We start from the raw sequence: 25,962 nt of genomic DNA on the forward strand, positions 1-25,962 counted from the left end.
GACCGATCCGCTACGGTCATCCTTCCGATCATTGTGATCGGTCCCGGCTCACCCGGCCAACGATCGCGGTGACCGTCACCACCGCCCGTGTGCGCCGGGTCACCGGAGCGGGCATCATGGGCGCCATGCTGCCGATCGAGTTCGGGCCGCGGGTCTGCGGTCACCTGGAGGCCGGTATCGACCGGGAGTGGCTGGTCCCGGACGGCCTCGGTGGATACGCGATGGGCACGGTGGGCGGGCTGCGTACCCGGCGCTACCACGGGCTGCTGATGGTGGCCGGACAGACCCCGGCAGACCGCCGGCTCGGGCTGGTCAGCCTGGACCCGGAGCTGATCCTGCCGTCCGGCGCGGTGGTCCGGCTCGGCGCGCACGAGTGGCGCTCCGGCGACGTCGACCCGCGCGGCTTCGCGCTGCTGGAACGCTTCGACCTGGTCGACGGGCTGCCGCGGTGGCGGTGGCGGATCGGCGACCTGGTGCTGGAGCGCGAGCTGGCGATGGCGCACGGCCGGTCCTGCCTGGCGGTCCGGCACCGGCTGGTCGCCGGCGGCCCGGCCCGGCTCGGCCTGGCCGCGGCGGTGACCTGGCGGGACGGCCACGGCGAGCGGCGGGCGGACGGGCCGGCGCCGAAGGTGGAGCCGGCGGCCGGCGGAGCGGTGGTCGAGGACGCGTTCCGGCTGGCCGGGCCGGGGTGGGTGGCCGAGGGGCAGTGGTGGCACGGGGTGTATCACCGGGAAGAGGCGGCCCGGGGGCTCACCCCGGACGAGGACCTCTGGTACGCGGGCCGGTTCACCGGCGCGCTCGACCGCCCCGGAGACAGCGTCTCGGTGCTCGCCTGGGCCGGCGACCTGGCCGAACAGCCGCCGCCGGCCGACGAGCTGATCGAGGCGGCCCGCCGGCGCAACCGCCGGGTGGTGGCGGCCGGCAGACCGGCGGACGCGGTGGCGGCGACGCTGACCCTGGCCGCCGACGCGTTCGTGGTCGGCACCGGCACCGGGCCGGACGTGGTGGCCGGCTATCCGTGGTTCGGCGCCTGGTCCCGGGACACCATGATCGGGTACGAGGGGCTGTTCCTCGACACCGGCCGCGCGGACGAGGGCCGGGAACTGCTCCGGGCGTACGCGGGGACGCTCTCGGAGGGGATGCTGGCGAACACCGCCGACACCGGGCGGGTGGAGTACAACACGGTGGACGGGACGCTGTGGTTCCTGCACGCGGTGGCCCGGCACGTGGCGGTCGCCGGGGACACCGACCTCGCCGCCGAGCTGCTGCCGGCGCTGCGCGCGGTGGTCGACAACCATTTGCGGGGCACCCGGTACGGCATCGTGGCCGACCCGGCCGACGGGCTGCTCACCCAGGGCTGCCCCGGGGAGGCGTTGACCTGGATGGACGCCCGGGTGGACGGCGAACCGGTGACCCAGCGGGCGGGCAAGCCGGTCGAGGTGAACGCGCTCTGGGTCAACGGGCTGGCGGCGCTCGCCGAGCTGGCCGGGCGGCTCGGCCAGGACGCCGGTGCCGCCCCGGCCGCGCACCAGAGGGCCCGGGCGGCGTTCCGGCGCCGCTTCCCGGCGCCGAGCGGCTGGCTCTACGACGTGGTCGACGCCCCGCCGCCGGCCTATCCACGCGGCGCCGACGGCCGGCACGACGACGACCTGCTCCGGCCGAACCAGCTCCTCGCCTGGTCGCTGCCGTACGCGCCGCTCGACCCCGATCCGGCGGCGCTGCGCCGGATCGGCGCGGCCCTGCTCACCCCGCTCGGCCCGCGCAGTCTCGCCCCGGAGAGCCCCGGCTACGTGCAGCGGCACCGGGGCGGCCCCGCCGAGCGGGACGCCGGTTACCACCAGGGCACCGTCTGGCCCTGGCTGATCGGCCCGTACGCGGACGCCTGCCGCCGGGCCGGGCTCGATGTCGACGAACTGTTCGCCGGGCTGGCGGCGCACCTGCCCGAGTACGGGCTCGGCTCGGTGAGCGAGACCGCCGACGCGGTACCGCCGCACGGTGCCACCGGAGCGCCCTTCCAGGCCTGGTCGGTGGCGGAACTTCTACGGGTACGGCGGAACTGACCGAGCGGCGGAACTGACCGAGCGGCGTTACATGCCCGCAACGGCCACGTCTTCGCCGGTTTTCCCGCCACGGGCACTATGGGCACCGACCCAATGACGCGTAGGCACCCGTAACAGGTGTCTCTACGCGCCTGCCTGGGAATCAACTAAAAGGGGGCTGGGCCATGTCACCGAACGCCGAGGTCATCAACTTCCCCGCGGCCCGCCCGCTGAAGGTGCTCATCCTCTCCTGGGAGTACCCGCCGGTGCTGGTCGGCGGGCTCGGCCGGCACGTGCACGCGCTGGCCACCGCGCTGGCCGCCGCCGGGCACCAGGTCACGGTGGTCACCCGGCCCGGCGAGGGCGCCCCGGTGGAGGCGTACGTCGACGGAGTGCATGTGCTGCGCGCCCCCGAGGACCCGGTCGGGTTCCCGCTGGCCACCCCGAGCCTGCTGGCCTGGACGATGGCCTTCAACCACACGCTGACCCGGACCGCGCTGCGGGCCGCCCGGACCGGCGACTACGACGTGATCCACGCCCACGACTGGCTGGTCGCGCACACCGCGATCACCCTCGCCGACCACCTGGACATCCCGCTGGTCACCACGATCCACGCCACCGAGGCGGGCCGGCACCAGGGCTGGCTGCCGGACGAGATGAACCGCACCATCCACTCGGTCGAGCACTGGCTCAGCCACGAGTCGCACCGGGTGATCACCTGCTCCGGCTACATGCGCGACCAGGTGAATGCCCTGTTCGGGCTCCCGGCCGGGCACGTCGAGGTGGTGCCGAACGGGGTCGACGACCGGGCCTGGTCGGCCCAGCCCCGGGCGGTCGCCACCGCCCGCAAGCGGTACGCCGGGGCCGGGCCGCTGATCGGGTTCGCCGGCCGGCTGGTCTACGAGAAGGGCGTACAGCACCTGGTGCACGCCGTACCGAGGCTGCGGGAGCGGCACCCGGAACTGCGGGTGGTGATCGCCGGAGACGGGCCGTACCGGCAGGAGTTGCAGGACCAGGCCCACCGGCTCGGGCTGGACCGCACCGTACGGTTCGCCGGCTTCATGACCGAGCGGCAGTTGCCGGCGGTGCTGGCCGCCACCGACGCCACGGTGGTGCCGAGCCTCTACGAGCCGTTCGGGATGGTCGCCCTGGAGGCGGCCGCCGCCGGGGCGCCGCTGGCAGTCGCCGCCACCGGTGGGCTGGCCGAGATCGTCGAGCCGGGGGTCACCGGTGTGACCTTCCCGCACAGCGACCCGGAGGCGCTGGCCGGTGCGGTCGACTCGCTCCTCGGCGACGAGGTCTTCGCCCGCCGGGTGGCCCGCCGGGCCCGGACCATGGTCGCCGAACGGTACGGCTGGACGAGCATCGCCGCCCGCACCGCCGCCGTGTATGCCAGCGCGGCGAACGCCGGCCCGGCGCCGCGGACCCGGGCCGGGAGCGGGACGGCGCGGATCGTCGTACCCGAGGGGAACCTGCTGGCCCTCCACGGCGCCGCCTGCTGACCCGCGCCGACACCGCCGGAGCCGCCGTCGGACGGGCCCGGCGGGTCGGGTGTTCGGCGATTCCGTGAATTCTTTTCGGATCAAGGTTGCCAGCAGTGCCGGCGCCGCCGGAATTGATGCGGGAGGCGACGCCGGCTCGCTATCGTGTACCGCGGGTAGCAGAGAGGGACACCGCCGGTGCACCAGGGACGGATCGCCGATCGTTACCTGCTGCTGCACACCATCGGCACCGGCGGGATGGGGCGGGTCTGGCTGGCCCACGACGAAACGCTGCACCGCCCGGTCGCGGTCAAGCAGGTGGTGCCGCCGGGCTGGATGACCCCGGACGAACGCGACGAGTTGCGCTACCGGACGCTGCGCGAGGCGCGCACCGCCGCCCGGCTCAACCACCCCAACGTGGTCCGGGTCTACGACGTGGTGCACGACGACGACTCCCCGTGGATCGTGATGGAGTACGTCCCGTCCCGCTCGGTCCAGCAGGTACTGGAGACGGACGGGCCGCTGTCGCCGGTGCGTACCGCCGAGGTCGGATTGGCGGTGCTGGCCGCGCTGCGCGCCGCGCACGCCTCCGGGGTACTGCACCGGGACGTCAAGCCGCACAACGTGCTGATCGCCGACGACGACGGCCGGGTGGTGCTCACCGACTTCGGGCTGGCCACCGTGGACGGCGGGGACGGCGCGCTGACCCGGGACGGCGTGGTGCTCGGCTCGCCGCAGTACGTCTCGCCGGAGCGGGCCGCGGACGGCTCGTCCACCGTCGAGTCCGACCTCTGGTCCCTGGGCGCCACCCTGTACGCCGCGGTGGAGGGTCGGTCGCCGTACCGCCGACCGACCACAATGGCCACCCTGACCGCGCTGGCGGTGGCGCCGCCGGATCCGACCCGACTGGCCGGTCCGCTCCGCCCCGTGCTGGCCGGGCTGCTCCGCCGCGACCCCCGGCAGCGGCTGACCGCCGACGAGGTCGAACGGCTGCTGCGCCGGATCACCGATCCGCCGCCCCGGTCCGGCCGGCATCCGTTCGCCCTGGCCCGCAGCCTCGCCCGGCGGCCACCGACCCCGCCGACCGCCGACCGGCCGGTTCCCGAGGAGGCCCCGGCCGACCCGCCGGTCGAGCGGCCGCAGCCGAGCCGTCGACGGCCGCCGAACCAGCGCCCGCAGCCCGACGAGCGACCGCAGCCGAACCAACGGGCTGCCGGGGACCAGTCGCCGCGACCGACCCACCGGGGCCGGCCGGACCAGTACGCCGCACCGGACCGCTCGATCAATCCGGCCGGTCCGGCCGACCTCGCCGCTCCGGGCGGCCGGCCGGGGCCGGCCCGCGCGGGGGTTCCGGGCCGGGCCGGTGTGCCGGGGCGGGCCGGGGCGCGGCCGGAGCGGCAGCCGCACCCGGTGTCGGGTGCGCGGCGCGGCCCGGAGCGGCAGCCGGACCACGACCGGCCGGAACCGCCGGGCCGGAACCGGCGTCGGCGGCGTCCCGGCGGGCGGGTCTGGCGGATCGCGGCCACCGCGCTGGCCCTGACCCTGCTGGCCGGGCTCGGCACCGAGTTGACGCTGCGGGCCAAGCGGGCCGGCGAGAGCCCGCCCGACACACCGGGTAGCCGGCCGATGGCCGAGGTGGTCGGCGCGTTCCCGTGCGCGCCGCCGCCGGAGCGGACCGTACCGGTGACTGCCGCGCCGCGCCCGCCGGAGGAACGCTTCGGACTCGTCGACAACTGGACCTGGTACACCGACGCGTCCGGGTTCCGGATCGCCGTGCCGATCGGCTGGCAGCGCTACACCGACGGCGGAGTGGTCTGCTTCCGGGAGCCGGTGGCCGGCACCGGGCGGATGCTCAGCATCGATCCGAGCACCCCGCCGACCCGGGACGGCGAGCGGTACTGGCTCGCGGAGGAGCGGCGGCTGACCGGCGCGGGCCTGCTGGCCGGGTACGAGCAGGTGGACATCGGGCCGCTGGACATCCGGGCCGGTGGGGCGATCTGGGAGTGCCGGTGGACCAACAAGCGCGGCGACCGGGTACACATCGCCCGGATGCTGATCAACACCTCGCCCGGCCGGGCGTACACCGTCTCCTGGCTGACCCGGGAGTTCGACTGGGGCGTGAACCAGAGCTACCTGCGGATGGTCCAGACCAGCTTCCGGCCGGTCGACTGAGCGGAGCCGTACCCGGGCCGGGCGACACGCCGGAGTCCACTTGCCGACACGGTTTCCCGGTGCCGCCGCGCCGCCCCGAGTGCCGCGGCACGTACCGGCGCACACCCCGGCTGACCTGGCCGGCGATCCGTTCCGGACACGCGTTCGCGCACACCGGAACGATGCGGTGGATCCGACCGTGACGTCGGCGACACCACTGTGGATCAAACGGTGATTGCCTCGCGATCCCCGGTTTGACACAGTGTCGCCAGCCGTGAGGGATGTACCCGGGGGAGGATGCACGACGATGATGGGGCCATCCCATGCGCTGTCCGGTGCCGCGGTCTGGTTGGCCGGGTCCTGGGGGCTGGACTACTTCGCCGGCTACGAGCAGTCGCCGCTGGCGATCGCGGTCGGCACGGCGGTCTGCGCCGGCGGGGCGCTCTTCCCCGACCTCGACATGTCCGGCAAGGTCACCCGCAACCAGGGTGGTGCGACCGTCGCCCGTACGTTCGGCGTGGTGTCGCTCTTCTTCGCCGAGGTGATGGAGAAGATCTCCCTCGGCGTCTACCACGCCACCAAACTGAGCAAGGATCCGCACCGGAACAACGGCCACCGCACGTTGACCCACACGCTGCCGTTCACCTTCCTGGTCGGCTGGGGCACCACCGCGCTCTGCACCGCGTACGGCAAGTGGGCAGTGATCGGCATCCTCTTCTTCATGATCGGTCTGGCGCTGCGCGGGCTCTTCGACGAGTGGGCGAAGCGGGCCGGCTGGGTGATCGTGACGATCGTGTCGCTGGCGGCGGCGTACTTCACCTTCCTGCACCTGCCCGGCGACCGGGGCTATCCGATGCTGGGGCTGGCGGTCGGGGTCGGCTGCTTCGTGCACATCATGGGCGACATCATCACCAGCAACGGGGTGCCGATCCTCTGGCCGGTGCCGATCAAGCGGCGGATGTGGATGATGATCGGCATCCCGAACAAGATCGCCGTCAAGGTGGGCGGCAAGGTGGAGACGATCGTGCTGCGCGGTGCCTTCACGGTGATCTCGATCCTCTCCACACTCGGCCTGGTCGCACCCTCCGTACTCCGGCGGTTCAACATCGAGGTCTGAGCCGCCCGCGCCCGGTCCGGACTCCGGCGGTCCCGGATTACGGGTCAGAGTGCCGGGGCGAGTCCCACCAGGCGGGCGCTCTCGTCCCGGAGCCGGTCGCAGCGCGCGGCGTCGGTGGTGTGCGGTGCGGCGGCGCACCGGCCTCGATAGCGCACCGGAGGCGGCCGGCGACGGCCGCCTGAGCGGGTCGACCGGTGCGGATCGACCCGCTCGGGAGGTGGCCGGGCCACCGGTGCGTTCACGCCGACGGCCGCACGGATCCAGACTGCCCTGGACTCAGCCAGTGCCCTGAGCCCAGACGGGCGCCCTGGACTCACGGCGGCCTGGACTCAGCCGGCGGCCTGAACTCAGACGGCGACCCGCTGGGCCGGGACCGGGACGGTCAGCCCCCAGGCCGCGAGCAGTTCCGGGGTGTTCGCCCGGCTGCCGTCCGCCACCGTGTCACAGGCGATGTCGACGATCTCGTCCTTGTGGGCCATGAGGTACGGCCGGGCGCCGACGTCGGCGTTGGCCAGCGCCGCGATGCCGGGCCAGTGCCGGCGGCCGAAGAGCATGGGATAGCCGCGCAACCCCTCGTAGGTGGCGCATACCAGGGCCTCCGGATAGGGCAGCGCCGCCACCCGGCGTACCGCCGCCTCGGTCAACCCCGGCATGTCCACCGGGACCACCACCACCGCCTCGACCCGCCGGTCCGGTACGGCCTCCAGCCCGAGCCGGATCGACGAGCCGATTCCGGTGCCCCAGGAGCGGTTCACCACCACGGTCGCCCCGGAGAGGTCGGCGGTGGCGCGTACCTGTTCGGCCGCGGCCCCGAGGACCACGACCAGCGGCCCGCAGCCGGCCGCACGCATCGTGTCGAGTACCTGGTTCACCAGGGGTCGCTCTCCCTGGTGCAGCAACGCCTCCGGGCCGCCGATCCGGCGTCCCCCGCCCGCGGCGATGATCATTCCTGCGATCCGACTCAGCGCCATCACCTTCCGCCGGTCGCGCGACCCCCGCCGCGCGCACAACGGTCCCAACGAGCGGGCGCCGCCCAGGTATCGGCACTAATCGGACCAATTCGCAACTATGCCGCATTTGCATAACAGTCCACCACCGAGACGTCCAGCGGGAACCGCACCGGGGTCTCGCCGAACAGCAGCCGCCCGGCCTGCGCCGCCGCCTCGTGCACCAGCGCGGTCACCTGGTCGGCCTGCTCCGCCGGACAGTGCACCAGCACCTCGTCGTGCTGGAAGAAGACCAGCTCGGGACGGCCCGCCCCGGCCTCGGCGCCGAGCCCGGTCAACCCGTTGCGCAGCCCGGCGAGCAGGGTCAGCGCCCACTCCGCCGCCGTCGCCTGGATGACGAAGTTGCGGGTGAACCGGCCCCGGGCCCGCGCGGCGGCCCGGGCCCGCGGCCCGAACGGGTCGACCGCGGCCGACTCCACCACCGGCCCCTCGCCCTCCTCCGACTCCCGCACCGAGACCGAGGCGGGTGGACAGGTACGCCCCAGCCAGGACCGGACCAGCCCGCCACCCTCGCCGGTCCGGGCCGCCGCCTCGACGTACTCGAAGGCGGTCGGATAGCTGCGGCGCAGCACCGCCAGCGCGGGGATCGCCTCGCCACCGGTCTGGCCGTACATCGCGCCGAGCAGGGCCAGCTTGGCCCGGGCCCGGTCACCTCCGAAGCTCTCCCGGGCCAGCGCGGTGTAGAGGTCACCCGCGCCACCGGCGGCGGCGAGCCGGGCGTCCCCGGAGACCGCCGCCAGCACCCGGGGCTCCAACTGGCCGGCGTCGGCGACCACGAACCGCCAGCCCGGATCCGCCAGCACCGCCCGCCGGACCACCTTCGGGATCTGCAACGCGCCGCCACCCCGGGTCGCCCACCGCCCGGACACCACTCCGGCCGGCACGTACTCCGGACGGAACCGGCCGTCCCGGACCCAGGCGTCCCGCCAGGTCCAGCCGTGCGCCGTCCAGATCCGGTAGAGCTCCTTGTATTCGAGCAGCAGCGGAACCGCCGGATGGTCGATCCCGCGCAGCACCCAGGCCCGGGTACTGGGCAGGTCGTGGCCGGCCCGGGCGAAGGCCCGGAGCAGCTCGGCGGGCGACTCGGCGTGCAGGTGGCGTACCCCGAAGGCGGCCGCGATCCGCGCGGAGAGCTCCGCCAGCCGGCGCGGCGGCCCGCCCACCGGCGACGGCTCGCCGAGCAGGTCGACCAGGAGCGCGTCGTGCACGTCGGCCCGCCACGGCAGTCCCGCCGCGCCCATCTCGACGGCGATCAGCGCACCCGCCGACTCGGCCGCGACCAGCAGCCGGAACCGCCCGGGATGCGGCGTCGCCGCGATCCGGGCCTGCTGGTCGGCGTAGACCCGGAGCAGCGCGTCGAGGCCGAGTGGCGGCGGCCCGGGCGCCACGTCGAAGAGCGCGGCCTGGCCGTCGCCGGGCGGTGCGGCGGCCCGGGGCGGCGGATCGGCCGGCACCGGCGCACCGGTCAGCCGGGCGAACGCGGCGGCCAGGCCGCGCGGCTCGCCCCAGCGCCCGTCCTGGCCGAGCAGCAGTGCCTCGGTCAACTCGACGTCGTGGCAGCGCTCCACCCGGACGCCCCGGCGCAGCAGCCCTGGATAGATCGCGGCGGTGGAGGCCCAGACCCAGCGCGGCGGGTCGAGCCGCTCCCGGGCGGTGATCGCCGCGCCGAGGTCGGGGACCCGTTCGGCAGGGCCGGCGGGCCGGCCGTCCGGATGCAGCGGCGCGAGCCGGCCCCCGTCGCCCTCCTCGTCCCGCACCACCGCCACCAGCACGCCGACGATTCTGCCCGCCCCGACCGACATCCCCGGCGGCCCGGGTGAGCTCGGGCCGGGCCGCCGCTACCCGGCGGGCCGCAGCCAGCGACGGACGGCATGCCGGGATAGCGGCGATGGCACCCCATAGACTGAACCTTTTTCAACCTGGACCGCGCGGCGCTCACGCACCGCGTCCGACCTTGCGGTCCGCCGGACCGCAAGGGGAGGTTGAAAAAGGTTCACTTGTTATGCCCGATTGCCCAGAAAGCGCAACGCCGAATGGTCCGGGTGCGGCCGGAACTCCGCCGATCATGGGCCGGTCAGCGGCATGCCGGCGGCACGAGGACGCCGCGCGGCACGCTCCGGCGAGCCACCGACGTGGCACGACTCCACCGGTCAACCCGAGCGGCGCGCTGGCCGGACTGACCCGAAACCTGCCGGTACGCCCCCTCCGGGCTGCTGGTGACCTACCTCATAAAGCGATACGCTGAGTCCTTCAGAATCAGCCCCATCGTGATTGAGCGGGGGAGCCTCAGCCGAGGCGGTGCGTGCTGGTGCCCCTAGACGCCGCCCTCCAGGAGGTTCGACAGGAGGGCACAGGGTGTCACAGGAGCGGCCGACTGAGTGGGACGTCCCACTGGGCGACCGAACCCTCGCCGTCGAGACCTCGGGGGACGCGAACGGGTTTCCCGTTTTCCTGATGCACGGAATGCCCGGCAGCCGCAGTGGCCCGAAACCCCGGAGCATGATCCTCCACCTGCTCGGCATCCGGTTGATCTGCTATGACCGGCCCGGCTACGGCAGATCCACCCGCCACCCCGGGCGCCGGGTCGTCGACGCCGCACTGGACGTGCAGGCGGTGGCCGATCATCTTGAGCTGGACGAGTTCGCTGTCGTGGGCCGGTCCGGCGGCGGACCGCACGCCCTCGCCTGCGCCGCCAGCGACCTGTTCACCGGCCGGCTGACCCGGGTCGCGGTGCTGGTCTCCCCGGCACCCTCCGACGCGGCCGGCCTGGACTGGTACGACGGGATGGCTCCCTCCAACGTCCAGGCGTACCGGGAGGCGACGTCCGACCGACGCAGGCTGATCGAGTCGCTGACCATCCGGGCCGACCGCACCCGGCGGGACCCGTCGAGCGTCGTCAACTTCATCGACGGCGAGTTGAGCGCCGCCGACCGCAACGTGGTCGAGGATGTCGCACTGCGCCGGCTGCTGACCGAGAGCTACGCGGAGGCGGTGCGGTTCGGCGCCGACGGGTGGATCGACGACGCGCTGGCGCTCAGCCGGGACTGGGGCTTCGACCTCTCATCGATCAAGGTGCCGGTCCGGCTCTGGCACGGTGCCGAGGACAACTTCTCGCCGGTCGCGCACACCCGGTGGCTCCAGTCGCAGATCCCACACGCGGAGGTCGATGTGCAACCCGGGGTGGGACATTTCGCCGCCGTGCAGATCCTGCCGGACATCCTCGCCTGGCTCGCCCTCCCCGAGCCGGAACTGGTCGACCTCGGCCGGGGCGGTCCAGCCTGACCCGAGCGGCCCACGGCCCGGCCGGGCGGGGTCCGACACCCCTTCCGCGACCGGTGACCGGCGACCGCAGATCAGATCGGTGTCGATCCCGCACCCCGTCGGGCAGGGCCGCCGATCAGAACGGGTGCGGATCCAGCACCCGGTCGAGCAGCGTCCGCCGCCCCAGCGTCCGCACGTCCGGATGGCTACTGCCGAGCCGCTCGGTCAACTCCGCCAGGGCCGCCTCGAACTCCTCCGAGCCGGAGTCCGGCTCCCGCAGGTTGCGGATCAGGGCCAGGTTGGCCGCACCGCGCAGCGTGTCCGGGTGCTCGGGGAGGAGCGCCGTACGCATCACCTTGTGCAGGTTCTCCACCAACTCGAGCGCACCCGGGAGATCACCGGTCTCGGCCTTGCCGACCGCCAGGTTCATCTGGGCGGCGAGCAGGAACGGATGCTCGGGGTGCAGCATCTCGGCCAGTCCGCTCACGGCCGCCTGCGCCGACCTGCGGGCGGCCTCCCGGTCGCCGCGCGCCCGGGCCGCCACCGACAGGTTGTTCTCGCAGATCAGCATGTGCGGGTGGCGGGTGTCGAGCAGCTCCTGGTAAGCCGCCTGCACCGCTCGCAACTCCTCCTCCGCCTCGGCGACCTGGTGCAACGCCAGCCGGTTTGTCGCCCGGCTCAGCCGGGCCGCCAGCGTGTCGGGACTGTCGTCGCCGAACGTCATCCGCAACATGTCGTACGCGGCGTCGAGCAGCCGGCCCGCCTCGACCGCCTGGCCGACCGTCCGCAGCGCCACCGCCAGGTTCACCTGTGCGGTCAGCGTGGCCAGCGCGTTCGGCCCGGACAGGCTCCGGTAGCCCGCCAGAGCCTCCTGCGACTGGCTCAGCGACCGCTGGTAGTCGCCGGTCTCCCTGAGGTCACGGGCCAGGTTGACGGCGGAACCGAGCGTCCAGTGGTTGTTGCGGCCCAGCATTACCCGGCGCCGCTCGAACACCTGGTCGTCGAGGCGCTGCGCCTCCCTGATGTTGCCGGCCAGCCGCATCGACGCCGCCAGGTTGTTCAGCGCGGTGAGCGTACGCGGAAAGTCCTCGCCGAAGTCGCGCGACCACATCCGATGGGTCTGCTGGTCCAAGGCCAGTGCCTCGCCGTACCGGCCCAGACCACGCAGGTCACCGGCGAGGCCACCGGCGGTCATCAGCGCGTCGGCGTGCGTCTCGCCGAGCAGTTCCCGCTGCTCGGCGAGGGTCATCTCGTCGTACGCGTGGGCGTCCTTGAAGTGGCCCTGGGAGCGCAGGATGTTACCGAAGTTGAACCGCAACCGCAGCAGTGGCGGACGGAGCATCTCGGGTACGGCCGGATCGGTGCTCTCCTCGATCCGGGCGGTCCACGCCGCCAGGATCCGCTCGGCCAGCTCGCGGGCCTGGTGGAGTACGCCGCGCAGCCAGATGTAGCGGACCCGCTCGACCAGCAGATCCAGCACGGCCGGGTCGTCGGAGTCGAGCGCCGCCTGCATGGCCTCCTCGGACTCCTCCAGGTGCGGCCAGAGTAGCTGGAAGCGGTCCCAGTTCTCTGCCACGTCGACATCGCTGTCCGGCCGGGCCGCGGCCAGGGCACTGATCACCTGCTGCCGGATGCTCTGCTGCTCCTGGCCGGTCATCCGTCGCTGGACGGCGTCCCGCAGCAACCGGTGCAGCTCGATCTGCTGGGCGCGGGTGTCGAGCCGCAGCAGCGCCAACCGGTTGGTCCGCTGGATCAGCTTCGCGGCGCCCGACCGGCTCGGCACCGACGGATCGGCCTGCCGCAGCAGCTCCCCGATGCCCTTGCTGTTGAGCAGCTCGATGGAGACCTTCACCGACAGCACCGAACAGATTTCCAGCAGCCGGTAGGCGCCCGGCGAGTCCTGCTTGAGCCGGTCCAGGGACGGGCCCCAGGTGTCCAGTGAGGTGCCCTGCTCGGCCAGCTGCACGAGGTAGTCGTCCACCGTGATGCCACTGTCGGCGAGGTAGGCACCGGCGGGGGCCAGCGCGATCGGCAGGTCACCGAGCGCCTCGGCGACCCGGTCGGCGTCCCGGTGGGAGATGTCGGGCGCCCGGCGCTGGAGCTGCTCGATGCTCTCGGCCCGGCTGAACGGGCTGATCTCGATCGTCTCCGCGCCCTCCTCCCAGGTCTTCTCCCGGGCGGTGATGATGATGTGGCCCCGACCGCCCTGCGGCAGGAAGTCCTCGATCTCGCGGTAGTCGGCGACGTTGTCGAAGACCAGCAGCCAGCGCGGGTACCGGTCGCCGCGGACCAGCGTGTCGAGCACCTGGCGAATGGCGGCCGGGACGTTCGCCTGCTCCGGCAGGCCCATCCGCTCACCGAGCTCGACCAGCTGGGTGTCGATGAAGATCTGCGGATCGGCCTCGATCCAGAACACCAGGTCGTACGCCGTCCGGAACCGGTGGACGTACTCCAGGGCGATCTGGCTCTTGCCGACCCCGCCCATCCCGTGCAGCGCGACCAGCGAGTAACCGCGGCTGGTGCCGGAACGGAGCAGTTGCCGCAGCGTGCGCAGATTCTCGTCCCGCCCGGTGAACTGCACGTTGGCGACCGGCGTCTTCTGCAACTCCGGTCCGGCGCCCGGATAGCGGGCCACGGTCGCCGCGTTGGCGTCGTCGGCGGCCGACGCCACCCGCCCGACCAGCCGCAGCAGGCTCGCCACCGCGTCGCTCGCCTTCGTGACCCCGGTCAGGAAGACCGACGTTTCGGGCAGGAACTCGGGCAGCGACCTGACGTCGTCGACGTACACCGCGAGCGGGGCACCCGAACCGGGGGTCTCCGCCGGTGGCAGGGAGTCCAGCGCGCTCTCCGCGTAGGCGGTCGAGACGATGGTCAGCGTCCGGATCGGCGAGCTGTCCCGGCCCGGGCTCCCCTCCCTCGACCAGACGTCGACGGCGCCGATCCCGGCCGGTCCGAGTACCCGCTCGATCCACTCCGCCCAGACCTGGTCCTTCGGCGAGTACCGCAGCAGGATCTCGCCCTGCGGCAGGAACCTCTTGCGCTCGAACTGGGACCGCAACTGGTCCCGCAGGACGTCCTCCATCCGGGGCAGCGACCGGACCTGGCCCTCCGTGATGGCCGCGGTCAGCCGCTCGTACGCCGAGAGCATCGCCCGGTCGGTGCCGAACGTCGCCAGCGTCTCCTCGTACGCGTAGTAGGCCACATAGGGGACCTCGACCTCGGCCCAGTAGTCACGCCGGTCGGCCTCGGTCAGCCCGGCGGGCAGGCCCGCGAACCGGTGCATGGCGAGCGCGCGGCCGGCGTTGGCCTTGTCCTGTTCGGCCGGGTCGACCCGCATCGGAGCCGGCAGCACCCGGATCCGCCGGTTGACGTACCGCTTGGTGACGTCCCGGGCGACCCGCGCCGCGCCCTCGATTCCCTGGTCGCTGAGGGTGAAGCAGTCGACCAACACGTCCGGCAGGTGGATGGTGCAGATGCTCGCCACGTCGCTCAGCCCGGTCCGGCTGTCGATCAGCGTGTAGTCGTAGTTGCGCCGCATGTCCTCGCGCAGCGCGTCGATGAACGCCGCCCCACCCAGTCCGTCGTAGAAGACGTCCCAGTCCAGGCCGCTGATCCCGGCGGCGTAGTCCTGGTTCTGCCGGCCCGCCGAGAGGAAGTCGAGGCTGCCCCCGCCGGGGAAGGTGTAGTTCAGCGAGAAGGCGAAGTGTTGTACCCGGGCGAACTCCGCCTCCCAGCCCGCGGGCAGGAACCGGATCTTCGGTACGCCGTCGGCGTCCTTCGCCGAGGCCTGGGTCTCGAACCCGCGGATCATGTCGATGACCCCGCCGGTGCCGACCAGCACGCTCAGGTCGATGAACGGGTGATAGAACCGGTGCAGGCCGGGCGATTCCAGATCCCAGTCCGCGACCAGGACCTTCTTGCCGTTCGCGGCGAGGATCCAGGCCACGTTGGCCAGTGCCATGGTCCGGCCGGTGCCACCCTTGAACGAGTAGAACGTGACCACCTGGCCGTTGCGTTCGTCAGTCATCGTTCCTCTTCCGTGCCTGCGGGGATATCGCCCGGCGGTTCGGGGCGGCCGAGCTGTGGGCGCCGGACCCGGGGCCGGTCCGGCGGAAGGACGGGAGCGTTCTTGAGGTACTGCCGGCGTGCCTCGGTCACCAGCTCCGGCATGATCTGCACGAACTCCGGGAGCTGGCCGACCCGCTTCGCGGGGGGCCGGTTCGCCGCGCCGAGCATCCGGGCGACCCGGTCGGCGAACCGGGTGCCCACGGTCGCGGTGTGCGGATCGCCCTCGTTCAGCACCACCAGCGGGATCACCCACCGGGGCAGGCGTTTGAGGACGAGCGCCAGGTCGTGCTCACCGGCGCTGTCGCTGACCACCCACGGGTCGATGAGCAGGACCGAGGGGCAGCGGACCATCGCGTCACCGGCGTCCGCGAAGCTGGTGACGTGGGTGGCCAGCCCCAGCCGCTCGGCGGTGCTGGCCACGTATTTCGCGGCGGGTAGCGCCTGGTCCTGCCCGAACGGGCGCCACTGCTCGCTCCGCTCGGTGTAGACCCCGGGCTCCCGGTCCGGCGGCGCCTCGGCCAGGGTCGGTGCGGCGACGACGACCACGAACTGGGCGTCCGCCAGGGAGGTGTGCTGCGCCTCGGCCACCCTGGGCACCCGGGAGGGCGGCAGCGGGTAACGCTGCGCGATCTGCGTGACCTCCGCCGCGAGCCGGCCCAGGATCTCCTGGTACGCGGCGCGGTAGCTGGCGAGCATGCAGAGCGCCCGCAGGCCGTTCTCCGCGTACCCGGGGACGTCGCCGGCGAGTTCGAGCGCCTCGCGGGTCTCGGCGCTCTGGTCCCAGGACGGCAGCGGGATCCAGAGCACCGGGATGATGTGCCGGTATTTCTCGGCGATGGGGGACGCCTTCAACCGGCGGCGGAACGACTCCAGTTCGTCGAGCGGCCAGGAGTTGCTGAGGTAGGCGGGCGAGTAGAGCGGTACGAAGACCTGGGTGTTGCCGAGCGCCGCGGTCAGCGCCTCCTCCCAGTCCGCGCCGGAGTGCAGTTGTGCGTCGAAGAACCCGACCTGCCGCCCGTCGGCGGCGGAGATCCGGCTGCGGATCGCCGCCGACAGGTCGTCGAAGAAGACCTTCACCCACTTGTCGGGATCGAGCCGGGGATCCTCGAGCATCGGCGCGGAGTGGGCGTAGCTGAGGAAGAAGTAGGTGCCGTCACCGATCGCCGCCGCTGCCGCCGCGCCGCTCCCGGTCATGTGCCCCTCCTGGAGAACTTCCGGGCAATTCCGCCGGGTGTGGTCAGGACCCGCGGCTCGACCCAGTGCGATCGGGACAGTTCGACGATGCGCTGCGCGAGTTTCCAGAGCACCACGTCGCTGGCCGGGTCCTTCATCGAGAGCAGGCCGTAGAGGCCCTCCTGGTGATAGGTCGGGACCAGGTCCTCGTCCGGGGTGCCGTCCGGGGAGAACCGCTGGACATAGTTCGGCGGCTCGCAGGAATCCGCCGGGGTCCAACTCACCGGCAGTATGCAGGTCTCGTTGCTGGGCCGGCCGTCGCGGCGTACGACGGTGCGGCTGGCGAAGAGATTCCACTCCCGCGCGCACCACTCACTGTCCAGATAGGCCGGAGACAGCAACGCGACGAAGACCTGGCAGGTGCCGACGGCCTCCAGCAGGTCCGGGGTCCACCGCTCGCCGCCGCGCATGTTCCGGTCGATGTAACCGGGGTCCGCGCCGGTCGGCCGGCTCACCAGGGCGTTTACGTGAATCGACAGCTCGGAGAAGAGTCGCAGCGCATTGGTGTTGGCCTCCCGCCGGCCTCCGGGAGTGCGCCGCGGCGGCTTGATGACGGCGTAGCTGACAAAGAACAGTGGAGCGAGTGGATCGTCCACCACCCGGCCGTCGTCCAACTGCCGCTCTCCTGCCGTCGACCATGCGTCACCCCACACCCGTCGCCCAAGGTAAGCACACGGGTACCGGCCGGTCTATCCAGCTTTACGGTCGGCGGTGCTCCGCCATCCAGCTTGTCGCGAAATCGACCGTAGCGCGAAGATCCAGAAGCCGCGCCGCCGCGGCACCGACCGGGCCCCGACCGACCGGCAGACTGGTCTCGATCGCCGCACCGATCCGGGGAAAGTCGCTCATGTCGAGCACCGGCGCGCGGAAGTCGCACCGCTCCCGCCGGCCATTCGCCAGCACGTAGCAGCGGTACACCCGCTCCGGTGGCGGGCCCGCCGGCCGGCGGGCGTCGGGACGGTACTCGGCCAGGTGCAGCGCGGTGCACCTGTCGTAACCGACGCCGAGCAGCAGTACGGCGGCGCCGGCGTCGTAGAGGCGGCCGAGTGGGGAGCGTTCCCCGAGGTGACAGTCGAGGTCGTGGGTCTGCGTGAACTCCACCGCGCGCCGGCCGAGGGCGGCGAAAGACGTGATCGGGTGCCCGCTGCGCGCCGCACCCGGCTGTCTGCGCAGGTGTTCGGCGAAGACCCCCATCCCCCCCGAGGGCGTGGTCGCCGGGTCGAACCCGGGCATCCGGGCCTCGTACCCGGCCCGCCCCGCCGCGTCCAGCCGCTCGGTGGCGGCGCGGAACGCGGGACCGGTCGTGGAGTTGCCGGCCGTCTGCGCCGGTACGACCACCGTCGCCTCCGGGCCAGCCACCCGGCGCAGCGCGGCCAGCAGGGTCGCCGGACCGCCCGGCACCGGCCCGATCCGCCGCATCGAGCAGTGCACCAGCACATCCTGGCCGGGTCGTACGCCGATCGCGGCCAGGTCGGCGGCGAGCCGCTCGGTCTGGCGGGGATCGGCGTGCGTGGTGCGGGTCGCCGGGTCAGCGCTCATCGGGCCAGGAGTGCAGGGTCTCACCCATCTGCCGGACGAACCGTTGCCCGTGCTCCGTGAGGGCGCCGGTCCCGGCGAGCCTGTCGATCGCTCGTGCCGTCCACCCGTGGTACCGGCGGTAGTGTTCCCCGGCCTCGGCGCCCGGCCGGGCCCGCCAGATGTCGGCGATGGCCAGATGGGCGTAGGTGCCCTGGAGCGCGCCCTCCAGCGGTCGCGGCGCGTCCCGCCACGGCACGCTCAGCCGCCCCGGGTACGCCGGGTCGAACAGGACGGTGAGGTCCAGCAGGGCGCCGAGCTTCACGTGCTGGAACTCGTGCACCAGCAGCACGGCCAGCGCGTCGGGATCGGCGGCGACGGTGCCGACCGCTCCGAAGGCGTCCCGGGAGGTGGCGCTGCGCAACCGGCCGGTGGAATCGGTCCGCAACGGTGTGACGGCGCGCAGGCCGGCCCGCAGGCCCGGCGCCTGACCGGGCACCTCCCGCTGGATCCGGGCCCACGCGACGGCCAGCGACCGCTGCCAGGACGCCAGCGCCGCCGGGTCGAGCCGAGCCGCCGCCGGCCACTCGTAGCAGTCCCGGTACGGGTCGAGATCCTCGACGAGGATCTCCCAACCGTCCAGCCCGGCCCGGCGTACCGGTCGCCAGGCGGCCGGCGGCGGCGCGTGCCCGGCCGGCGGCACAACGACGGCCGAGGGCCCGGCGCGGGCGGTGAAACCGCCACCGGCGATGGACAGCAGCGCGCTCCGCTCCCCCGGTTCGTCGAGTGCGAGCGCACCGAGGCCCGGCAGGTGGACCAGGCCGGACCGGACCGGCACCTCGAGGTCGGCGACGACGCCGGCCCGGATCGCCACGGCTGCCGCCACCCCGGCCAGGTGCGCCCGCTCGGAGGTCTTCCCGGCCCGGTGCGTGAGGCACTGCCGCGCCCAGCGCCGCAGGTAGGGGTGGGCGAGGGTCGCCGACACCGCCTCGGCCGCCTCCTCGTCGAGCCGGGCGAGCAGCTCCCAGGCGCTGGCGGTCGGGGTACCGGCGACCCGGTCGGCCAGCTCGACCAACAGCCCCCGGACGTATCCGAGCTGGGCGGCGGCGAGCCGCCGCAGGCTGGTCATCGAGCCGTGGCCGGCGCCGAGGTCTTCGAGCAGATCGCCGGTGGGCAGGCCGTCGAGCAGCAGGTCCCCGCGCGGGCCGGTCGGGACGGCCACCCCGGTCGGCGTCGCATCGGTCGCCGTTTCCCGGTTGATCGAAATGATCAGCTCCTTCAGGTCGGCACAGTAGACGGACGGATTGTCGAATCCGCCGACGTCGGAGTAACGGTGCGCCCGGAGCCCGCCGCCGCACTGCGCGACGACGGGGCACTGCCGGCAGGTCCGGCAGAGCCCGGACAGACCCCGTTGGCTGCCGACGAACTCCGGATGGGCGAGCACGGCGTCCGCTGGATGCTGGAAGACATCCAGCCCGATCCCGGCAGCGCCGTCGTACGCGGTCTTCATCGAGTCGGCCAGTTCCCAGGCACCGTCCGTCTCCACCACCGCGAGGTCCGCCGGGTCGAGCCCGACCGACTCGGTGCCGCTGCGCCCACCCGCCGCCGTGGCGATCAGCGAGTCGAAGAGCCGGATCTCGACCGGCCTGCCGTCCCGGACCCACCGACGGTAGATGCGCAGCAGCCAGTCGGCGTACGGGGTCGCCGTGCCATCGGGCCGCGACGGCGGGGCGTTCCAGGTGGCATGCGGCAGCAGGAGGTCGATCCGGGGCGGCGCCTCGGCCAGCAGTGCCTCGTACACCCGGATCGGGTCGTTGCGCACGTCGATGGTGCAGAGGATGCCCGCGTAGCTGTGGCGGTATTCCGGGCGGCGCAGTAGGGCCAGCGCCCGGCGTACCGGCGCATGGCTGCTCGCCCCGCCCGCGAAGCGCCGGTGCCGGTCGTTGGCGGCGGCGTCGCCGTCGAGCGAGATCCCGACCCGTACGCCGTGCGCCGCGAACAGGTCGCACAGGCGCGGGGTCAGCAGCACCCCGTTGGACTGCATCCGCAGGTCGAGCTCGGCCACCGGCTCGATGGTGGCGCGCAGCCGGTTCAGCACCGCCGCCAGCCTGACCGGGCCGAGCAGCAGCGGCTCACCGCCGTGCAGCACCAGATGGATCCGCCGGAGTCCGTGCTCCCGGGCGTGCTCGGCGATCCGGGTGGCGGCGGCCCGCACGGTCTCCGGGGCGATCTCCCGAGGCCGCTCGCGCCAGCTCTGGTCCGCGTGCTGGTAGACGTAACAGTGGTCGCAGGCCAGGTCACACCGGCTGTGTACCTTGAGGACATACTGGCTCAGCCCGCGCGGCCGTACGTCGGAGTGGCCTCGCGCGGTGGGCCTCACGCGATCAGATCGACGATTGGAACGCTGCCACGTCGACGGCCTCGGCGCGCTCGCGGTCGTCGACGATCCGCCGTACGACGGGGCGGACCTGGTCGGCGGAGAGCTGACGCAGCGGGGTACGCAGGATCGCGGTCAGGTCGGTGGACGTCTGCTGGGCCTCGACGGGTGCGGCATGGGCCACGACGGGTTCCCCCTCAATGCCGGTGACGCGGGCGGCGCGGTCGTCGGAGCGACGAACCTCACTCCATTCAGTAGCATAGGGGCCACCCGTCGTCATGTCACCGGCCGTCGCCAGGGCGCCCGCCAACGCCGCGGCAGAGCCGGCAGCCGGCCGGGTCACGCCACGCGGTCGCCCTCGTCGCGCAGCCGGGCGTGCAGGTGTACGTCGTGCCAGCCGTCCGCGTGCCACCACGCGCCGCGCAGCGTCCCCTCGACCGCGAACCCGAGCTTGTCGGCCACCCGGCAGGACGCGCGGTTCGCCGTCGAGTGCCGCAGCTCCAGCCGGTGCAGCCCGAGGCGGTCGAAGGCCCACGCCTGTACTGCCCGTACCGCCCGGCCGGCGAGGCCCCGGCCGCGGGCGGCCGGCAGCACCCAGTACGAGATCTCGGCCGACGCCTGGTCCAGCCGGATCTCGCGCAGCCCCACCTGGCCGAGCGGCTCGCCGGTCCGCTCCGCCACCACGGCCCAGCTCGCGTCGGTCTGCGCCGCCCAGCGGGCCGGCCACTGCGCCGTCCACTCCCGCGCCTCGTCCTCGCTGTCCAACCGGCGCAGATGCCACCGCTGGATTTCCGGACAGTCGAAAGCGGCCCGCACGGTGGCGGCGTCGTCCACCCGCCACGGCCGCAGGGCCAGCCCGCCGCCGGCGGTGAGCCGGGGTTGGCGGATCGTGCGCAGCGAGTCGGCCGGCAGGACTGGCGGCACCAGCAGGGGCATCCGTCCATGATGGCCGAGCACCGGCACCGGCCCGGTGCCGGCGTACCCGTTCCGATGCAGGGACTGGCACGCGCCGCCGGCGCCGCCCGGTCCGTCGTCCAGCAAGCGGGCCCCGATCTCCTCGTGAGAGATCGGGGCCCGGTCTGGTGGGACGGCCCGCCGGTACGCGGCCGGCCGGGGAGTGTCGCGTCCGGTGGGCCGCGCTACTTGACCGCGCCGGCGGTGAGGCCGGACTGGATCTGCCGCTGGAAGATCGCGTAGACCAGGATCATCGGCAGGATCGCCATGGTCAGCGCGGCGAACAGCCCGGACCAGTCCGCCTCGTAACCGGCGTTGACCGAGATGTCGGCGATGCCCTGGGTGAGCACCCACTTGTCCTCGGCGTTGGAGAGCAGCACCAGCGGCAACTGGTACTGCGACCACTGCCCGATGATGTTGAAGATCCCGACGCTGATCAGGCCGGGCTTGGCCATCGGCAGCATCACCTGGAAGAAGAGCCGGGTGTGCGAGCAGCCGTCGATCATGCCCGCCTCGGCCACCGAGGTCGGCAGCGTCTTGAAGAACGCGGCCAGGAAGAAGACCGTGAACGGCAGCGAGTACGCGATGTAGACCAGGACCAGCCCGGTGTGCGAGTTGAGCAGGCCGAGGTTCTCCACCACGAAGAAGAGCGGCACCAGGGCCAGGAAGACCGGGAAGGCCAGCCCGGAGACGAAGAGGTAGTAGATCACCCGGTTGCCGACGAACTTGTAGCGGGCCAGCACGTACGCGGCCATCGAACCCAGCAGCATCGTGCCGAAGACGCCGCAGGAGACCACGATCACGCTGTTGACGAAGAACTTCCCGACCCGGGCCTGGGTCCAGGCGCGGCCCCAGTTCTCCCAGCGCAGCTCCGCCGGAAGCGTCCACGGGCTGCTGAAGATCTCCGCCGTGTTCTTGAACGAGGCCAGGAAGGTCCAGAGGATCGGGACGATCACGATCACCGCCCAGACCACCAGGGCGACGTGGCCCAGGCTGGACAGCAGTCGTACCTCGGACCTGACCTTACGGTCGCGGCCCTTGCCGGCCGCGCCGGCCAGCTTGCCTTCCCCCGGCCGGATCACCGGGCGCTCGGTCTCTGTCGTCATCTGGGGTCCCATCTCAGTACTCGATGCTCTCCCGCTTGGACACCCGCAGCATCAGCGCCGCGAACGTGATGGTCAGGAAGAACAGCGCCACCCCCATCGCCGAGGCGTAGCCGGCCCGGCCGTAGGTGAAGGCGTTGCGGTAGATCTCCATCGCGAGCACCGTGGTGGCCCCGTCCGGGCCGCCGCTGTCGATGGAGAGCACCGCGACGATGGCGAAGCAGTCGAACGCCGCGATGCCCAGATAGACCCAGGCCACCTGGAGGGTGTCCCAGAGCAGCGGAAGGGTGACCCGGAAGAAGAGGGTGACCTTGGTGGCCCCGTCGATCTCGGCGGCCTCGTAGATCTCGGTCGGGATGGACGCCATGCCGGCCGAGAAGAGCACCACGTAGAAGCCGACGCTCTGCCAGACCAGCACCGCGATGATCGACCAGAGGGCGAGGTTCGGGTTGATCATGAAGAAGACCGGCTCCAGCCCGATCTTCGTCAGCACGCCGTTGATCAGGCCGGACTCGTCCGGCCGGTAGACCATCTGGAACAGCACCGCGATGACCGCCACCGCCAGGACCTGGGGGAAGAAGAAGACCACCCGGTAGAAGGCGGACCCCCGGACCCCGACCCGCTGCCCGCCCCTGCTGCCGCCGCCGACGTTCAGCATGAAGGCGAAGAACAGCGCGATGGCGATGGTGATCAGCGGCAGGGCGAGCAGGATTATCCCGTGGTGCTGGACCGCCTTCCAGAAGGCCGTGTCGTTGAACAGCCGCTGGAAGTTCTCGAACCCGATCCACTCCGGCGTGCCGATGCCCCGCCAGTTCGTCATCGCGAGCTGGAACGCCTGGGCGTACGGCGCGATCACGAAGATCGAGTAGAGCGTGACCGGCAGGAAGAGAAAGCCGATCACGAACGGGTACTTGCCCTGCCGCATGATCACTCCATTCCGGTCAATCAGCGCGAGAACTTGGCGACGCTGCTGTCGGCCTTGATGGCGTCCGCGCGCTTCTGGATCCGCTCGGCCCACTGCTCGGCGGTGGCGCGGCCGAACATCAGTTCGTTGGTCGCCGTCCGGGCCTCAGTGTCCAGCTCCTTGTACCAGTTGTCGAACATCATGTTGAACACGTTCGCCCCGGCCGCCTTCAGCGCGGCCTGCGAGCTGGCCACGCCGGGCGGGAACGAGTAGCCCTCGCTGCCGGCCGGCACCACGGTGGCCGCCCCGACGGTCTCGGTGAAGCCCCGGGCACCCGCCTTGGAGAGCATCTGCCGCATGTACTCCATGCCGCCGCGCGGGTTCTTGCTCTTGGCCGAGACGAAGTACCCCTCGCCGCCGGCCGCCCGGATCGCACCGGCCGGCAGCTTGTCCCCAGCGGTCAGGCTCGGCACCGGCATGAGCTGGTACTCGAAGCCGGCCGGCGTGTCCTTCTTCTGCTCGTTCTCCAGCCAGTCGCCGCTGGGGTAGAAGGCGAGCTTGTACTGGTTCTGCCGGAGCTGCACGTCGGTGTGCTTGAGGCCCTCGAAGCTCTTGTCGCCGTACTTGGCGCCGATCTCGGCCCAGGCCTTGGCGGACTGGATCACCGCGTCGGCCTTCCAGGCGTTCGGCTCCAGGTTGTCGATGCTCTTCAGCACGTCCGGACCACCGACCTTCGCGGCCTGGGTCAGGATCACGTTCCACATGTAGTACGCCGCGTTCGCCCCGGCGTAGCCGAACGGGGTGATGCCCTTGGCCTTGATCTTGTCGCAGAGCGCGGTGAAGTCGGCCCAGGTGGTCGGTACGGTCCAGCCGTTGTCCTTGAAGAGCTTGCCGGAGTACCAGATGCCGTAGACGGTCGAGACGTAGTAGAGCACGAAGGGCTTGCGCGCCCCGTCCTTGGTGTTGAACATGCCCTGCTCGACCACGCCCGGGATGACGGTGTCCCGGACCTTCTTGTTCGGGTCGTCGACCGACGGCGCGTCCCACAGCTCGGTCAGGTCCTGGAGCTGGTTGTCGTTGACCAGGGCACCGAAGTCGAGGAACTTCTCGCCCGAGTTGTTGACGAACTCCGGCGGGTCACCGGCGGTGAACCGCGGCTGGAGCACCGTGGAGACCGCCTGGGTCGCCTGGTGCTTGATCTGCGCCTTCGGGAAGGCGGTCTGGTAGAGCTTCTCGTGCACGTCGGTGGCGTACTTCTCGCCGTAGCCACCGTTGAAGATGATCACCTCCAGCGCGGCGTCCTCCTTGACGCCGAGCGGGTTGGTGGCGCTCTTCTCTCCGGTCTCCTGCTCGGTACTGCCCTCGTCGTCACCACCGGTGGCGCAGGCGCCGAGCAGGCCCGCGGCGGGGATGGCGAACATCCCGGCGGCGGCGGCCCGGCGCAGCACCGTACGGCGGCTGGTGCCCAGCGCCGCCGGCAGGTCCGGCCCGGTCATGGTCGACGGATCAACGCGGTCCGACGCGTGGTCGGAGGTTGCGGACATCTTCATCTCCTCAGTTGAGAATCGGGTCGGGCCAGCCGGACGACTCCGGATGACCGGGACCTGCCAGCGGTGCGGTTACTCGTCCCCGCCAGGGACGATCGGGCCGGAGGCGGAACACGAGTACCTCCGCCCCGACGGGTCGGTGTCGGATGCGTGTCACGGCCGCGCCTCCTTGGTCGCCTTGTGCCCGCCCACCGCCCGGGCCGTCCGCTGGAACGCGGCGTGGGCCCGGTCGTGGGTGCGTTGGGCGACGGCGATGTAGAGCAGGTCGAGCACGACGAGCTGCGGATGCCGGGCGGAGAGCGCGTCCGGCCGGAAGGTGGTCGCCTGGCTGGCGGTGAGCAGCACGATGTCGGCCAGTTCGGCCAGCGGCGACCGGGGGAACCCGGTCAGCGCCACCGTGGTCGCGCCATGACTGCCCGCCTCGGCGAGGGTCTCGATGGTCTCGCGGGTCTGGCCGGTGTGCGAGATGCCCAGGGCGACGTCACCCTTGCGGAGCAGCGCGGCCCCGGCCAACCCCTCGTGTACGTCGTTCCAGGCCCACGCCGCCACGCCGATGCGGTGCAGGCTGAACTGCATCTCCTCGCCGACCAGCGCACTGCCGCTGGCGCCGAAGATGTTCACCCGGGCGGCTCCGGCGATCGCCTCGGCGGCCCGCCCGACCTCGGCCAGGTCCAGCAGCGCGGCGGTGTCGTGCATGGCCTGGGTGTCCGCCGCGATGATCTGGCCGAGCACCCGCTCCAGCGGGTCGGTCGGCTGGATCTCCCGGCCGATGTCGACGGTCCAGCCGGCGGTGTGCGCCCGGCCGGTCTCGGCGGCGATGCCGAGCCGCAGGTCGGCGTAGCCCTCGAAGCCCAGTGCCCGGCAGAACCGGGTGACGGTGGCCGGGGACGTGCCGCTGCGCTCCGCCAGCTCGACGATGGTGGCCCGGGCGGCGGCGGCCGGATCGCTGAGCACCTGCTCGGCCACCCGCTGCAGGGCACCGGTGAACTCGGTGAGTCGGGACCGGACCCGGACCAGCACGCTGTCCGCCGGTGAGAGCCCGGCGGCGGCCCGGCGGTCGGGCTCGGCGTCGACCACCGCGGTCCCCGCGATGGTGTCCGCCTCCTGCTCGACCATGGGCACGCCTTTCCGAAAAGGAAGTTAACTGTTAGTGGTAAAAGTTCTTACTAAGAGCCCCTCCTTGTCAAGACGATGGGTGAAGTTTT

18 protein-coding genes are annotated in these 25,962 nt (G+C 72.4%); 5 read left to right on the top strand and 13 right to left on the bottom strand.

Features of this window, described 5'->3' with window-relative positions:
- Positions 1 to 125 precede the first annotated feature (125 nt).
- The 4 genes from ACSMXO_RS30910 (at position 126) to ACSMXO_RS30925 (ending at position 6,788) form a co-directional block, all read left to right on the top strand.
- The gene (locus tag ACSMXO_RS30910) at positions 126 to 2,060 is read left to right on the top strand and encodes an amylo-alpha-1,6-glucosidase (protein WP_455419349.1); all 1,935 of its coding nucleotides are present in this window, start codon (positions 126 to 128) and stop codon (positions 2,058 to 2,060) included.
- Positions 2,061 to 2,224: 164 nt separating this feature from the next.
- Positions 2,225 to 3,541, top strand: a complete 1,317-nt coding sequence (locus ACSMXO_RS30915; RefSeq protein WP_455414869.1) for a glycosyltransferase family 4 protein — start codon at positions 2,225 to 2,227, stop codon at positions 3,539 to 3,541.
- 177 nt (positions 3,542 to 3,718) lie between these two features.
- The gene (locus ACSMXO_RS30920) at positions 3,719 to 5,692 is read left to right on the top strand and encodes a protein kinase domain-containing protein (protein WP_455414870.1); all 1,974 of its coding nucleotides are present in this window, start codon (positions 3,719 to 3,721) and stop codon (positions 5,690 to 5,692) included.
- A 286-nt stretch (positions 5,693 to 5,978) separates the two neighbouring features.
- Entirely contained in the window at positions 5,979 to 6,788 is an 810-nt protein-coding gene (locus tag ACSMXO_RS30925; protein ID WP_346258892.1) for a metal-dependent hydrolase, read from the top strand.
- Positions 6,789 to 7,135: 347 nt separating this feature from the next.
- Here the strand turns inward: ACSMXO_RS30925 and ACSMXO_RS30930 are convergent, their stop codons facing one another.
- Positions 7,136 to 7,735, bottom strand: a complete 600-nt coding sequence (locus ACSMXO_RS30930; protein ID WP_346258893.1) for a nucleotidyltransferase family protein — start codon at positions 7,733 to 7,735, stop codon at positions 7,136 to 7,138.
- A gap of 119 nt (positions 7,736 to 7,854) precedes the next feature.
- The gene (locus tag ACSMXO_RS30935) at positions 7,855 to 9,597 is read right to left on the bottom strand and encodes a bifunctional 3'-5' exonuclease/DNA polymerase (protein WP_346258894.1); all 1,743 of its coding nucleotides are present in this window, start codon (positions 9,595 to 9,597) and stop codon (positions 7,855 to 7,857) included.
- 553 nt (positions 9,598 to 10,150) lie between these two features.
- Between ACSMXO_RS30935 and ACSMXO_RS30940 the strand changes: the two genes are divergently transcribed.
- Positions 10,151 to 11,077 carry an alpha/beta fold hydrolase gene (locus ACSMXO_RS30940; RefSeq protein WP_455414871.1) on the top strand — a complete coding sequence of 309 codons (927 nt, stop codon included), beginning with the start codon at positions 10,151 to 10,153 and terminating at the stop codon, positions 11,075 to 11,077.
- 115 nt (positions 11,078 to 11,192) lie between these two features.
- Here ACSMXO_RS30940 and fxsT read toward each other — a convergent pair whose 3' ends face one another.
- The 11 genes from fxsT to ACSMXO_RS30995 form a co-directional block, all read right to left on the bottom strand.
- Entirely contained in the window at positions 11,193 to 15,083 is a 3,891-nt protein-coding gene (fxsT, locus tag ACSMXO_RS30945) for an FxSxx-COOH system tetratricopeptide repeat protein (protein ID WP_455414872.1), read from the bottom strand.
- Positions 15,080 to 16,318, bottom strand: coding sequence for a TIR-like protein FxsC (locus ACSMXO_RS30950; protein ID WP_455414873.1), 1,239 nt, complete (start codon positions 16,316 to 16,318; stop codon positions 15,080 to 15,082). The genes fxsT and ACSMXO_RS30950 overlap by 4 nt, the downstream gene beginning before the upstream one ends.
- The gene (locus tag ACSMXO_RS30955) at positions 16,315 to 17,010 is read right to left on the bottom strand and encodes a TIR-like protein FxsC (protein ID WP_318399384.1); all 696 of its coding nucleotides are present in this window, start codon (positions 17,008 to 17,010) and stop codon (positions 16,315 to 16,317) included. Before ACSMXO_RS30955 ends, ACSMXO_RS30950 begins: the two co-directional genes overlap by 4 nt.
- A gap of 46 nt (positions 17,011 to 17,056) precedes the next feature.
- On the bottom strand, positions 17,057 to 17,896 hold the full coding sequence (locus tag ACSMXO_RS30960) for an aminoglycoside N(3)-acetyltransferase (protein WP_455414874.1): 840 nt from the start codon (positions 17,894 to 17,896) through the stop codon (positions 17,057 to 17,059).
- The gene (locus ACSMXO_RS30965) at positions 17,886 to 20,252 is read right to left on the bottom strand and encodes an FxsB family cyclophane-forming radical SAM/SPASM peptide maturase (protein WP_455414875.1); all 2,367 of its coding nucleotides are present in this window, start codon (positions 20,250 to 20,252) and stop codon (positions 17,886 to 17,888) included. Before ACSMXO_RS30965 ends, ACSMXO_RS30960 begins: the two co-directional genes overlap by 11 nt.
- 4 nt (positions 20,253 to 20,256) lie before the next feature.
- Positions 20,257 to 20,433: a hypothetical protein gene (locus ACSMXO_RS30970; RefSeq protein ID WP_455414876.1), complete on the bottom strand. Its 177-nt coding sequence runs from the start codon at positions 20,431 to 20,433 to the stop codon at positions 20,257 to 20,259.
- A 155-nt stretch (positions 20,434 to 20,588) separates the two neighbouring features.
- Complete coding sequence (locus ACSMXO_RS30975; protein ID WP_346259008.1) at positions 20,589 to 21,185, bottom strand: GNAT family N-acetyltransferase; 597 nt, start codon at positions 21,183 to 21,185, stop codon at positions 20,589 to 20,591.
- A 203-nt stretch (positions 21,186 to 21,388) separates the two neighbouring features.
- Positions 21,389 to 22,309 carry a carbohydrate ABC transporter permease gene (locus ACSMXO_RS30980; protein WP_346258901.1) on the bottom strand — a complete coding sequence of 307 codons (921 nt, stop codon included), beginning with the start codon at positions 22,307 to 22,309 and terminating at the stop codon, positions 21,389 to 21,391.
- A gap of 13 nt (positions 22,310 to 22,322) precedes the next feature.
- Positions 22,323 to 23,231 (bottom strand): carbohydrate ABC transporter permease, encoded by a 909-nt coding sequence (locus tag ACSMXO_RS30985; protein WP_346258902.1) that lies wholly within the window; start codon positions 23,229 to 23,231, stop codon positions 22,323 to 22,325.
- Between the two features lie 20 nt (positions 23,232 to 23,251).
- Positions 23,252 to 24,754: an N-acetylglucosamine/diacetylchitobiose ABC transporter substrate-binding protein gene (gene ngcE / locus ACSMXO_RS30990; RefSeq protein WP_346258903.1), complete on the bottom strand. Its 1,503-nt coding sequence runs from the start codon at positions 24,752 to 24,754 to the stop codon at positions 23,252 to 23,254.
- 156 nt (positions 24,755 to 24,910) lie between these two features.
- Positions 24,911 to 25,873 carry a MurR/RpiR family transcriptional regulator gene (locus tag ACSMXO_RS30995; RefSeq protein ID WP_455414877.1) on the bottom strand — a complete coding sequence of 321 codons (963 nt, stop codon included), beginning with the start codon at positions 25,871 to 25,873 and terminating at the stop codon, positions 24,911 to 24,913.
- Positions 25,874 to 25,962: the final 89 nt, after the last annotated feature.

The organism is Plantactinospora sp. DSM 117369, assembly GCF_053764795.1.